Below are 13677 nucleotides of genomic sequence, written 5' to 3'. Positions count from 1 at the left end.
ACCTCCTTATTTCACTTTTTTCAACACAACTTTTTTACGTTTGAATCTTGTTCGACCACTCTTTTCATCAGCCAAATGGGTTTGGTAGCTCATCGATAACAGCAAACCGACACCAATTAGATTACTGATAATAGCGGATCCCCCTTGGGAAATAAAGGGCAAAGGAATCCCTGTCAGAGGAAGAAGACCAGTAACCGCACCAATATTTTCAAAGATATGGAACAAGAGCATCATGATAAATCCAGTTGAGATGTAGGTATAAAATTGATTATTGGATTTTAAGGTGATTTTTAACATGCGATAGATAAGCAGTAGATAGAGTGCAACCACAACAACTGAACCAATAAATCCAAAATCTTCTGCAATTACTGTGAAAATCATATCACTCTCACGGACTGGAATAAGGAGATTAGACACATTAAAGCCTTGACCAAAAATTCCACCGCTACCAATCGCGATTTGACCCTGTGCCTGTTGATAGGTAGTCGTTTGGGCGTAATCAAAGGGATTGAGCCAGGCAAGGATACGATTTATCTGATAAGTTGGCATCCCAATCTGATGCATAAAGGCACGCCCATCTTTTGTGATAAAGATTGCTAGGAAGCCTGTAATCGCCGATACAACTACTACAAAAATTGGAATAATAATCTTCCAAGAAACACCAGACAATAAGACAAGTCCTGCAAAGATTGCAACAAAAACCATAGCTGTCCCAAGGTCACTTTGCAAGGCTAGTAAAACCATAACTGGCATCGTGAAAACGATCATCCACAAAATCAATAGAAAATCTAAGCCAACGGTCCGTTCTTTGTCTTTATGTTTCTTGGTAAAGGTTACGATAACGTATGCCAGCATCAAAATATAGGATATCTTCATAAATTCGGAGGGTTGAAAGAGTGTATAACCACCAATTGACACCCAGTTTTTCGCACCAGTTGCAGCTACTAAACTTGGGTTGTAGAAGACTAAAGGCAAGACCATCAAGGCTAGACCAAGTCCATATAAATAAGGCGTAGACTGCCAGAGAAATTTTGTGTTAAAAAACATGACTATGAAGCTAAAAACAATCCCTAGCGATATCCAAGCCAGTTGTTGTCCAAGTATGGGCCAAACATTGTTTGGGTAGTCATGACTAACTGCTATATAAATAGCTACAACTCCAATCACCAACAAACAAAATACTGGTAATATTAAACTATAATCGACCCTAGAGTCGAGAGAACGTTTCATAAAAGGCCTCCTTCATTCTTTCAGGTATTCATTTCATTGTTTATTTAAAAATTCTTGAACTTTTGAGAATACTTGCTCTCGGCTAATGACTCTAACACGATTGCTTCGAGCCAAAGACTTGCTGATTTGCTTACCATAGCGTTTACTTGCCATGCGGCTATCTAGAATCAGAACTGCAGAGCGTTGCCCCACTCGACGCATGGTTCGTCCAATCGCTTGCTTGAGGCGAATAATAGCCATAGGAAGCTGATAATCGTAAAAAGGATTCTTCCCTTCCAAACGAAGTTCTTGATTCATCTTTTTCGTAAAGGGATCTTCTGGATTTTGGAAAGGTAATCGAGTCACCACTTCAATCACTCGAGGATGTCTCGAAAAATCGACACCTTCCCAAAAACTTCCAGCCCCAAGCAAGAGCTCACGCTCGCCTCTTTCAAAGCGTTTTTTTAACTGGGCAGGTTCACCGTGCTTATACTGGGCCAGATGGGGAACCCTCAAAGCATCTGAAACTTGCAACAATAAATCTTTTGCAGTAAATAAAACTAGAATGGGTTCTTCAAGCTGGAACAATTCTTCTAAAACTTCTACAATTGCTTGTGCATATTCCTCGGATGAAATTTCTGTCACCAACGGAAAATCATTCACCAACAAGATTTCCTGATTTTCCTGAAAGTGTTCGTTCATGCAGTAAAAGGCCGCTTGAGGAAAACCTAACAATTCTGGTAAAGAAACCCTACTACTAATTTCAAGGGTTGCAGAGATTCCTAATAGCTGACAGGTTTCTGGGAAAATCTGAGAAAAGAGCAAACGATGATTGCGACTAGAAGTGATTTCAACCTTCTTACTAGACACATCTGAAGTCGATAACCAAAATTCTCCCTCAGATGTAAAAAATCTCTGATAGTCTTTAAATTCTGGTAAATTCAACTCAGAAAAATCTTGTCGGAGCTTGTCAACGCTACTAGCTGGACACATCCTACGTTTACCAGATAAGAACTGATCGAGTAGGTAAGAAACTTCAAAACGAATACTTTCTAGCAAGCGTCTTTGAAGCATACCTTCTTCCCTCGATAGAGCTTGATCTAGTTGCTCCACCAAATCTGTTAGCAAATAAGATTTTCGAGAAAGATTTTCCAATGTCAACAAGATTTTCTGGGCTTCATCTAAAATCAAGAGACGCCCTTCTAAGAGACTAGGATCATCTTCAAGTCGAGTAACGAGGTAAGCATGATTGGTCACAAGCAACTTGCAGGAACGAGCCTTTTCCTGACCTCGTTTCCAAAAATCCTCCAACCAAAAGAGAGAGTCTTTGTGAAGGTTGCCATCGTGTACCAAGTTCTGTAAGAATTGCTGGTAGCGATAAAGCTGACCAATTTCGTCTAAATCTCCTGTATCTGTCTCTGTCAACCAAACTAGAAGTTGCATCTTGAAACGAGTATACAAACGATTGGACTCTTCTTCCTCTAGCGCTGCATGAAATGCATCTAGCTTCAAGTAATTCTGAGGACCTTTAAGACTATGAATAGAGATATGGAAAATCTCTTCTAGTTTTTTAGCCTCCTCTTGCATCACCTGATTTTGAAGGATTTTAGTCGGAACACTGAGTAGGATTCCCTCTTCATTCTCAAGTGACAAGGCCGGTAGCAGGTAACCATAGGTTTTCCCGATTCCTGTTTGAGCCTGAATAAAGGAAATGGCTTCCCCTTGTAAAAACTCTTGAACCTTTTGGGCAAATTCTTCTTGTTGACTTCTCTCCTCCAAACCTAGCAAGGCAATATTAGTTTGGAAATCTTTTGAGAGTTTGCGTGGAGAAAGGACTGGCTTTTCTTTTCTCAAAAATAAACCTTGCACTTCTACCAAATCATGCTCAACGAGGAGAGACTGCTTCTGATAAACTTCCTCGATGACTAGGTAAGATTCATAGAGTAAGCTGTCTGATAAACTCAATAAGCGCTCCAACAACCCTTTTGGCAGTCCAAACATCTTTTGTCTCATACAAAGAAAGAGTTCTGCTGTTGCTTGGGCATCAGATAGGGCTGAATGGGCTTGCTCTAGAGGAATCCCCAACTCTTGGCAAAGAATGCCGAGATTATACTTCTCAAGCTGAGGGTAAAATATTTGAGCCAACTCCACTGTATCGATACGAGGCGTGCGCAATTCATAACCCTCAAAAAAGAGGAATTCTGCCAATAAGTTAGCATCAAACTGAACATTGTGCGCAACAAAAACACCGTCTTTGACCAGTTCAAAAATCTTTCCAGCCACCTGAGAAAACTCTGGAGCCTTTGCCAAACGTTTATCAGTCAAACCCGTTAATTCTTTGATATGAGAATCCAAGCGTTCATGAGGGTTGACATCAGTCGCATACTGTTCAACAATCTCACCATCTTCAATAACTACAATTCCCACTTGGATGATTCTTGCCTTGCTTCCGGTACTTGTTGCTTCTAAATCTACAACCACATACCGATTATTTCTAAAATTCATCACTAAAAATTATATCAAAATTTGCACCATTTGACACCCCTGAACTTTATTTGAAGAGTCAAGTTTCTTGCAAGTTTTTATAAAAAATGATTGAATAGAACTGTAGAAAAGGAGGGAACTCATGAACCCATTAGATTTGTTTAATCAAGTAAAAGAACTCATTGAGAACAAAGATTTTTCTGCAGCAAAAACTTTTGTTGAAGAAAACAAGGATCAACTCGGTGAGTACCTAAGCCAAGCACAAGCTTTGGTCTCAGGATCAGAAGGAATTGACTGTCTTGTAGATAAGGTCAAAGGCCTCTTCTAATCATCAAAAGACACCTGGTATTTTCAGGTGTCTTTTTGTATTTTTTTCATGAATGCAGGAATATGTTGACTAATCGTGGTTGGCAGAACTACAAAGTTGTCCTCAGCCAATTCTTGAGCAATTGCTGAGTGCAAATATGTCGCTACCGTCACTCTTTCATAGAGACTTGCTCGAGGAAATTGCCCTACAAAGCCAGCAATCATCCCAGCCAGAGTATCACCCATTCCCCCAGTCGCCTGATAAGGGCCACCGACACTCAACTGATAACAATCAGCTTGACCAGCTTGCCAAATTCGGGTAGCAGAACCTTTTTGAACTAGAATCGTTCCTGAAGGAAATCTCTTCAAGGCCCCCCCTGTTTCATCGGTTCCTTGGGAATCCAAATCTAAGCCTGACAAGACTTGCCATTCCCTTTGGTGTGGAGTTAAAACAAGCTGAGCCTTAGGAAATTTCATCCCCCTCTTAGCAAAAATGGATAGGGCGCCACCATCCAGTATGAGGGTCTGATCTTGGTCTAAATGATCAAAAACTGTTTGGAGAAGCTCTTCTCCACGATCATCATCCACTAATCCAGGTCCGACCAAGACAACACTTGCTTTCTGTAACTGTTGCTCAAGTAATTGCTTATCATCAAGGTCAAAAGCCATAGCCTCCGGCAGATGGTTATGCAGAACTGGAATATTCTCTTTATCCGTTGCTACTGTCACCAAGCCTGCACCGCTTCTAACCGCCCCTAAAGCAGCCATAATAATCGCTCCCCTATAGGGATAAGTCCCTCCAATCAAGAGAAGACGGCCGTAGTCTCCCTTATGACTAGAACGAGGACGCTCGATGATTACTTTTTTTAGTAGAGCCTGATCAATCTCTTTCATACACTACTCCTTCATGCTTTCTCTTACTTCAATTATACACCTCACTCCCCAATTAATAAAGGAGAAGACTATATAGTCTTCTCCTTTTTTTATAATAATCAGCTTTTTGAGAATAGTAAGTTATGAATCATTATTCTTCCTTGCGTTTCCCATTTAGGAAGGCTGCTGATAAGGCTAGACTGAGACCTGCTAGGAAAATTGCTGTATCAGATTGACTTTCCCCAGTTTCTGGAAGTCTTGCTGAGTCTGCTTTTTCCGAAGCATTTCCAAGAACTTGTGAATCCTGGGTCTGCTCTGCAGAAGCCTGAGTTTCTGAAGGTTTATCAGATAAACCTCGAATATCTGCAACAGGTTTGTCGATTGTTGGAGCTGCTTGGTCTCCTGCGGTTCCTAGAGTTCCTGTGTATTCTGGGAGCTCGTTCTTATCTGCTTGCACAGCATTGACTCCACCCTTGAATTCAGGTACTTCATTTTTAGCAGTTTCAACCCAATTAGCTCCGCCCTTGAACTCTGGAACTTCATTTTTAGCAGCTTCGACCCAATTAGCTCCGCCTTTAAACTCTGGAACTTCAACAATTGGGGTTGCTTGGTCTCCTGCAGTACCGATAGAGTTGCTATATTCTGGGAGTTCTACTATTGGGGCTGGCTCCTCACCTACAGTTCCAATAGGATCTGTGTATTCTGGAACTTCAAGAACTGGAGCAGGATCGTCACCCTTGCTACTTGTAGCAATTGCTTTCACTCCTACTTCAACAATTTGATCTTTTGCTTCTATTGTTTCAGTATGAACAACCTTACGACTTGTTCCTAATACTTCGACGTAGTCTACCTTTTCTCCATTTTGACCTTCTGAGACGATACGACGTTCATCTTTGGCTAAGTCACTATTCTCACGAATAATTTCCTTGAATGGAATGACAGCTTTCTCAACTTCTAGACTTGGACGGTCTAGAACAAGAGCTTGATCATCCACTGCATGACTAGCTTCTGAACCAGCTTCAAAGTGAAGGCGATATTCTTTCACAAGACTACCATCTTTAGCAAGGAGTCGAACAAGTGTTGGAAGATTGCCTTGATTTGACTCAACGACAGTCGCTACACCGTGACCACTTGTTTGGACAGTCACCTCTGGTTTCGCTCCATTAGCAGTTAATCGATATTCTGAAACCGCAGGATCAAAGTTTTCCAATGCTTTTCCTGCAACTGAAATGGTCACTGCAGGTGTTTCTGAATCACTGGCTTTGGCTGGAGAATAGGCACTAAACTCAACCATTGCGAGACCATTAGTGGTTGATTTGCGAGTCATACGTGCGCGAATAGCGGTTGTCTGAATCGGATCAAAGGTAAATTCGATTGGCTTACCAGCCTCGATTGCTCCAGATGCCTTATAAGGAATTTCTTGCCAATTTTCTGCCTTGTTAAACGGATGATCAGCATTTTCTTCATAACGTGAAATGGTACTTGGTTCAGAATAAACTGGTCCAACATATCTTTCGAGTACCATTGTCGCTGGTGCATCTGTTCCACTGTCTTTGAAGAACTGAATTGCTACTTTTCCTACAGAGCGAGGTGTAATCTGACCATTCTTCTTAAAGAGAACTCCTACCGACACTTCCTGATTTTTTGGAGTACGAGACCAGTTAGTCCAACGTCCATCCTCATTAAATCGCCCATCGTTGATATAGAAGATTCTATCATTAGAAGCGGCATCGGTATCGTTTGTAGTAGAGGCAAAGGCTTTAGAGTCGGTCGCATTATTGCTTGTATTCTCAGAGATAACTTGATTTCCTCTTGCTAGAACGGTTACTTGCATCTTAGTTGTCAAGTCTGTTCCTAGGATATGACCAAGCACTTCAAAGGTGCCTTCCTGGTCTGTCGCATGTTCAGGGACTGCATCCCATTCTACGGCTAGTTTATCTCTTGTCCAATCTGTTTCTGATGGATAGTAGACTGTCACTTCTGTAGGTAATTGAAGCTTATCACCAACACTCAATGTCATGGCAGCATTCTCGGCAGCTACTGGTTGCGTAGATTCTTTTTGACCATCACGGAAAATGCGGTACTCTTTCAAGATGGTTCCGTCTTCTGCCTTCAAAATGAGGCGTGTTGCTCCTTCTGGGCTTGTAGCAGGAACAATTGTTACCACACCATTGTCGCTTGCTGTTGCAGTAATCACTTTGCTAGCTTGAGGAATATGATAGTCTGTCTTAGCTGGATTGAAATGTTCTAGCTTCTGACCGTCTACTCTAATAGTAATCTCTGAACTTGTAGCACTTAGAACTTTATTTCCTAAGATTGTGATTTCGGTCAAACCGACACCATCCGTTCCATTTGCTTTCTTCATGCGAATGCGAACGGCATAGGTCTCAACCTTGTCAAACGTAAAGTGGTTAGTTTGACTTGCGGATAATTGACCTGGAGCTTTGAGGTGTTCAACCTCTTTCCAGTTGGTAGCATTATTAAATGGATGCTTGGCATCTCCTTGAGCATGATTGACATCAGTTGGCAAATCTGGAATTTCTTGACCAACGTAGTATTCAATAACATACTCTTTTGGGAGTCCAATCGCACCATCTGTATAGAAATCAACTGAAAGATTGTCTACAAAGCGTTTGGTCAAATCTCCTGAGTTACCAAACAAGATAGATGCCCAATCATTATCTGTATTTGTTTGCCATGTTGTCCATCGATTTTTGACATCTGTATTGGCTCTTGAAACGGTCAAGTCGTTCAGAGTATTGGCAGAATCATCTCCACCAGTATTGGATACGATAGCTGCTGGTAATTGAGAACCTGTCCATTGTTTAGAGATATTATTTCCCGCAACAACCTGACTGGAAACACGAACATGAGCCTTGGTAGTTAGAGAGCTACCAACCAATTGACCTTTGATTTCAAAGATTCCTTCAGTTTGACTAAAGTTAGCTGGCACCTTATCCCAAACGACATCATTATAGACAGTTGTTCCATTAGAATGGTAGGCACGAACATTAGCTGGTAATTGAACCGTTTCACCCTTAGGAAGAGTTAGGCTGATTTCTTCTGCGACCTGCAAACCTTCAACAGTCACATTTGCCACAGCTTCAATATCTGTGCCTTCTACATGACCTTTAAGGGTAAAGCTATGATAGCTAGCGAGTTCATGTTCATCTACCTTGTCCCAAGTTACAGCTAGCTTACGAGGCAAACCTTTGTCAAATTCTGCTCCGATTTGGTCAGGCAAATTCGGTTGCTGATTGATATCTGTAGAGATTGAAACAGGATGAAGCTTAACAATTTTCTTGGCTACTTTGTTTTCTTTAATGACTACTACAGTGGCTACAGATTGTGTCTTCTCTGTTTGGTGTTCAATACGAGGAGTGAGCGTTACACTACCTTTAGTGTAAAGAAGCAAGTTCTGTCCGTTTACTTCAAGATGTCCACCATCAGTAGAGCTAGCATCCAAGTGAATATCTGATGCTGAAAATTCAGTCTGTGAACCATCTTCGTAATGCCCAATGACATGATAAGGGAGAACTTGGTCTTCTGTTGCAGTCTCTTTTCCTTCAACGCTTACTTCCAAGCGTGTCAAGGCAGGAGCTTCCTTCACAAATTGAATCAAGTAAGTTTGAACTAAATCGCCCTTCTGGTCACTCAAGAATACAGAAGCCTGATAATCATTAGCTGCTGAAGCTTGTTGAACTGTCACCTGATAGCCTCTTGTCTGTGCTCCGACACTTGGAATCTCAGCACTATAAGGGAGGGTTTTTCGGTAATAGGTCTTTCCAGGCTCAAAGTTTTCAAGAGCCTTATCTCCAACTGTGATACCTGTAACAGTACTTTCGGTTTCCTGATTACTTGCGATAAAGGTTGCTGTCACCTCGTAGTCATTACCTACCAATTTACCAGTTGCTTCAGTACGTCCACCTTCTTTTGTCAAGGCAGAAGGATCTTTCAAGGTCCAAGAAACGACATCCGCATCAACCAAGTTACCATCTGATAAAACTGCCGTTACAGTTTTATCCAAATCTTCTACAGCTGTACCAACTGGAACAGTTGCAACTTTAGGCAACCACTTATCAAGTGCAATGACCTTAACAAGAGCTTCAGCCTTAGCTTCGATTCCTTCCACACTACCAAGAACTTTTTTCTCACCAGCACTTGTAAGGAGATCATCTGGGATTGCCCAAACCACAGCTTTTTCTTCGACACTACCATCGCTATAAATAGCTGTCACAGTTTCCGGCAATTTAGGATTTTCGCTGACATCAGTAGTCGCCTTAACAGGGGCAAAAGCGACAAAATGACGGTTTTCTTTCTTACCTGAAACAGTTGTAACCGTCGCCTGATCAGAAGCTAAACCTGCAGAATCAGCATATAGGGTGAATTTACCTTCTTTTTCAGTAGATTTTACAATGACAACACCTTTACCATTGAAGGCTTTTCTCTGCCATGTGCCATCTTTCTGAGCTTTATAACGTTCACGGCTAGCTTGTTCCCCATTATCCACACCGACGATCTGACCTTGCCCATGAAGATTGAAATGAACAAGATTATTGGCAGTTGGTACAACATTGCCATCTTCATCAACGATTTCATAATGGATATAAGACAAATCTTTGCCGTCTGCAGTGATGACATGTTCTTCCTTGGTGAGACGAACTCTAGCTGGCTCTCCAGCCGTTGTTACACTATCACGCGCAATCTCTTTACCATTTTCATCACGAGCAATAGCAGTTAAGGTGCCTGGTTTATAGTCCACCAACCACTCAAGATACAATTCACTTGGTTTAGCACCCTCGTGATAAGGGCGTCCATCTTCAGTTGTTTTCTTAACAAATTCCTTCTTACCAAGGGACTCGTTGTTCAAGAACAATTCTACGCTAGCAGCATTTGAGAAGGTCCGAACTGGAACCTTGCCATTGATGAGCATATTACGTTCCTTGAGCGTTTCTTCTGTCCAATTCCAGTGAGGCATGATACGAACAGTTGGTTTTTCTTTAGCACTATACCACTCACTACGGTATAAATAGAAATCATTCTTAGGCAAGCCTGCTGTATCAATAATACCAAAGTAAGAGCTTTTCACTGGTGTATGATCTTGGTTATGCCAAGGTGTAGGCTCACCAATATAGTCGAAACCAGTCCAGATGAACTGACCTGCATAGCCAGCACGATCACGGTCAAAGGTCCAAGATTCAGTAGCTGTTCTACCCCAAGCTACACGGTCATTACCATAGTCAGATTGTTCATAATGACGATTTGGACGATTATCGTGATAGAGATTTTTAGCAGGATAAAAGTAGGAATCACGTGTTCGAGTCGCTGAAGAAGTTTCAGAACTGTAAATCAACCAGTCTGGATGGGCTTTACGAACAGCATCGTAAAAACGCTCCCCATAGTTCATACCTACAGCATCCATGATTGCTGCTAATTTTAAGAACAAGCCTGTAGAAGCACGACTGAATTTATTTTCACCCATAGTCACATAGCGCTCTGTATCAATTGCTTTGATAACAGCTTTCAAACGCTTGGCTGTTTCTAGTGAACGTTCTCCACCATCTGCTTCATCCACTTCATTACCGAGTGACCACATGATGATTGAAGGATTATTTTTATCTCGTTCAACCATGGTTCTGAGGTCAAAATCAGACCACTTCTCACCCTTCTTGGCTTCTGGGTGAGTCGCATCTTGGTCAAAGAAACGTCCATAGTCATAAGTTTTCTTACCACGATACCAAGTATCAAAGGCTTCTTCTTGGACCAAAAGTCCTAGACTAGCAGCAGCATCTAGCAACTGTGGACTTGCTGGATTGTGGGTTGTACGAATAGAGTTAACTCCCATATCTTTCAGGAGTTTTAATTTACGGTAGGTTGCCTTATAGTTTTCTTCTGCCCCCAAGGCACCATTATCATGGTGGATACTAACCCCGTGGAATTTCATTCTCTCACCGTTAAGAGAGAATCCCTCCTTAGCTGTCCAGTTGAAATAACGATAACCAAAAGTATCTTCTGTCACATCAACTAGCTGACCTTCATTATAAACCTTTGTTTTCAGAACATATAGTTGAGGATTATAACTTTTGGTTGTCCAGAGAGTTGGTTTATTCACTAAGATTGTTTGCTTAAAGTCAGCTGTCTCATTTCCTGCTAGGTTCTTGGTTACAGAACGAACCAAATCTGATACAGCCTTACCTTCCTTAGTAAAAATCTGTTGCTCTACAAATACCTTGGCTAAAGTCTTGGCAGTATTTTTAATCTTGCTTTGGATTTGTGTTTCAACATTGCCATCTTTTTGTTCAGCTAATTTCGGAGTTGTAATGTGATTGCCATTTTCAGCCACCTGCACCTTGTCACGATAGCTAAGCGTCACATCACGATAGATACCACTTCCTGAGTACCAACGACTACTTGGTTGCTTATTGGTAACTTGAACAGCAATAGTATTCTCACTGCCATCTTTATTTAAAAATTCAGTGATATCATATGAAAAATGATTGTAACCACTTGGATAATGACCTACAAATTTACCATTGACATAGACCTTGGAGTCCATGTAGACACCGTCAAAGTTGATCCGAACATCCTTATCCTTAGCAGCTTCTTCTACAGTGAAGGTCTTACGATACCAGGCAGTCCCACCATTTAATTGACCACCTTCATTTCGAGCAGGAGACTTGTGATCAAAATCAAAATAGATACTCCAGTCATGAGGAAGGTTCAACTTAGACCAGTCATGAACGTCTACATCTTTCTTCGAAAAATCACCCTGAGCATTTAATTTAAAATACCAGTCTTTGTTAAAATTTTGTTTTCTTTCCTGTAATAGTCGGTCTTCTTTTTCTTTCTCTTTGGTAACTTGAGGTAAGTCTGTTGAAGATGTTTTTTCTTCCTTAGTCTTATCGTCAGATATCGGTTTATTCTGATTAGCTTCAGCAGTATGTTCTTCCAAAACTGCTGGCTTTTCAGTATTCACTTCTGCCACTGTAGGTTTTTTCTCATTCACTTCAGCAGCTGGTTTTTCAGTTTTTTCTTCCTTAGGGCTAACTACTTCTGCTTCCTTTTTTTCCTTAGGACTTGTTTCCTCAGTTACTTTATCTTCAGTTACTGGTTTTGCTGCTTCTTCCGTATTTTTTTCTTCTTTTTCAATAGCGGAATCCTGTGGGCCATTTTGCTCCGCTTTTGCAATGGCTGCAGCTAGATCTTCTGGAAGTTTATCCAAAGGTTGAACTTGATGAATTGTTTCTTCAGTGGTACTTGACGTTTCAGTTTCAGCTGCTTGCGCTACCTGAAGACCAAAGATACTAGCTCCAATCATAACCGAAGCAGCACCAATTGCAAACTTACGAATACTAAAATGACACCGTTTTTCAAAAAATCTCTTATCCATTATGGTTCCTTTCTAAGTTTTAGTAAGCGATTACATTTTTCCTCAAAAAATAAACCTCCTTCTAGACGCTTACTTATTTTTGCATATACATATTGATGTTTTTAATATATCAAAATAGTAGATATTTTTCAATAATTTGTAGAAGTTTTACTGGAATTTTAGTAGAAATAGAGCAAGAAAAAAACAAGTCCATTAGAACTTGCTTTTTAAAAATTTAGAATTTTAATCTGATAATACTTATAATCCAATTACTAAAGAACAATCTTCTCTAAAATGATCAAAACTTTTTCCACTTTCTAAATAATAATTAACAATTTCCTCTATTAAGCGTTTTTTTCTTAACCTATCTTCGTCTAAATTAAATAATTTAGGAAAATCAATAGAAAGACCTTGTTTTTTAATCTGTTGATAATAGATAATGAAGTCTTCTTTGTTATTTTTAACAAACATTTCTAAATCCGTCATTGTTTGTACTTCATTCATATTATTCTGAAATTCTGGATTTGAAAAATCAACATATTGAGATGGTTTACGAAATTTGTTTATCTCCTTATTTAATTTATAAACAGTAGAAATATCATTTTCTATTTTTGTTTTTAAATGCTCACAGATTAAAAATCCAAAATAATTTTGATCAAACCAATACTTAGATCCAATCTTTTCAGATTCACTATCTTTCCTATATGTATCTAATAGATATTCTATGTATGACTTTAAGATAGATTTTGTTAAAGTTAGTGGATTATTTGCTAATATGGTCAAAATTTTTTGAAACTCTAACTTTATTCTATGATTATATGTTTTTTCAATATTATAGTTATTAATGAAATTTTGAATACGTTTATCCATAGAGTTATCTTGATAGTAAAATTTAATATTTGGTTGAAAAATCTCATCCGTATCATTAAAGTTTACCTCAAAATAATCCTCAATATCAAACTCTTCAAAGTAAGGATGGATTTCACTCTTTTCTTTTATTCGAAACCTTTTACTATGTTTAGAAGTATTGCATTCCCCACAACATTTGACTAGATTAATTGGTAAAATTGCAAGCCTAGGTTCACCACACTTTTCACCATCTGTCTCTTCTTCATTCTTAGGAATAATATGTTCGAGTGTTACTTTAGTTGAAAATACACCTTCACAAATAGGACAAATTGCTTGATTATTACTATTTTTCACAACTGGAAATTTTTGAAATAACCCTTTAGATTCTTTTCGGATATGACTATCATACCAAGAACGTTGAATTTCACACTGTGACTGAATTAGATCAACATCTAATTCATACAATGAACCTATACTAGCTTTAATTTCATATTCCTTATCTAACTCTATTAAAAAACTACGAAGCCCATCTCTATCGGCATTATTTGGTAATACCGCTATCACTTCTTCTATAGACGGATATTCTT

6 protein-coding genes are annotated in these 13677 nt (G+C 39.7%); 1 reads left to right on the top strand and 5 read right to left on the bottom strand.

Annotation, left to right across the window (positions count from 1 at the left end; translation table 11 throughout):
• Positions 1 to 6: 6 nt before the first annotated feature.
• Together O3643_RS06380 and O3643_RS06375 are read right to left on the bottom strand one after the other, a co-directional pair.
• Positions 7 to 1230: an FtsW/RodA/SpoVE family cell cycle protein gene (locus tag O3643_RS06380; RefSeq protein ID WP_371500642.1), complete on the bottom strand. Its 1224-nt coding sequence runs from the start codon at positions 1228 to 1230 to the stop codon at positions 7 to 9.
• 33 nt (positions 1231 to 1263) lie between these two features.
• The gene (locus O3643_RS06375) at positions 1264 to 3714 is read right to left on the bottom strand and encodes a bifunctional DnaQ family exonuclease/ATP-dependent helicase (RefSeq protein WP_371500640.1); all 2451 of its coding nucleotides are present in this window, start codon (positions 3712 to 3714) and stop codon (positions 1264 to 1266) included.
• 121 nt (positions 3715 to 3835) lie between these two features.
• Here O3643_RS06375 and O3643_RS06370 point away from each other — a divergent pair, with 121 nt between their 5' ends.
• Positions 3836 to 4021: a hypothetical protein gene (locus tag O3643_RS06370; RefSeq protein WP_371500638.1), complete on the top strand. Its 186-nt coding sequence runs from the start codon at positions 3836 to 3838 to the stop codon at positions 4019 to 4021.
• Between the two features lie 23 nt (positions 4022 to 4044).
• Here O3643_RS06370 and O3643_RS06365 read toward each other — a convergent pair whose 3' ends face one another.
• The 3 genes from O3643_RS06365 to O3643_RS06355 form a co-directional block, all read right to left on the bottom strand.
• Positions 4045 to 4893 (bottom strand): NAD(P)H-hydrate dehydratase, encoded by an 849-nt coding sequence (locus tag O3643_RS06365; RefSeq protein WP_371500636.1) that lies wholly within the window; start codon positions 4891 to 4893, stop codon positions 4045 to 4047.
• Between the two features lie 130 nt (positions 4894 to 5023).
• A complete protein-coding gene (locus O3643_RS06360) occupies positions 5024 to 12262 on the bottom strand; it encodes an SIALI-17 repeat-containing surface protein (RefSeq protein ID WP_371500634.1) in 7239 nt (2412 codons plus the stop codon).
• Between the two features lie 237 nt (positions 12263 to 12499).
• Positions 12500 to 13654, bottom strand: a complete 1155-nt coding sequence (locus O3643_RS06355; protein ID WP_371500632.1) for an HNH endonuclease signature motif containing protein — start codon at positions 13652 to 13654, stop codon at positions 12500 to 12502.
• Between the last annotated feature and the right edge of the window lie 23 nt (positions 13655 to 13677).

The organism is Streptococcus sp. 20925_1_44 (assembly GCF_041432435.1).
In the GTDB taxonomy this organism is placed as follows: Bacteria; Bacillota; Bacilli; order Lactobacillales; family Streptococcaceae; genus Streptococcus; species Streptococcus infantis.
Note: the sequence above shows the minus strand (reverse complement) of the source record. Positions and strands in the feature narration are given on the sequence as shown.

Excerpts from the sequence above, each read along its gene's own strand:
- O3643_RS06380 (WP_371500642.1), bottom strand. The coding sequence starts at position 1,230 with ATGAAACGTTCTCTCGACTCTAGGGTCGATTATAGTTTAATATTACCA.
- O3643_RS06375 (WP_371500640.1), bottom strand. The coding sequence starts at position 3,714 with ATGAATTTTAGAAATAATCGGTATGTGGTTGTAGATTTAGAAGCAACA.
- O3643_RS06370 (WP_371500638.1), top strand. The coding sequence starts at position 3,836 with ATGAACCCATTAGATTTGTTTAATCAAGTAAAAGAACTCATTGAGAAC.
- O3643_RS06365 (WP_371500636.1), bottom strand. The coding sequence starts at position 4,893 with ATGAAAGAGATTGATCAGGCTCTACTAAAAAAAGTAATCATCGAGCGT.
- O3643_RS06360 (WP_371500634.1), bottom strand. The coding sequence starts at position 12,262 with ATGGATAAGAGATTTTTTGAAAAACGGTGTCATTTTAGTATTCGTAAG.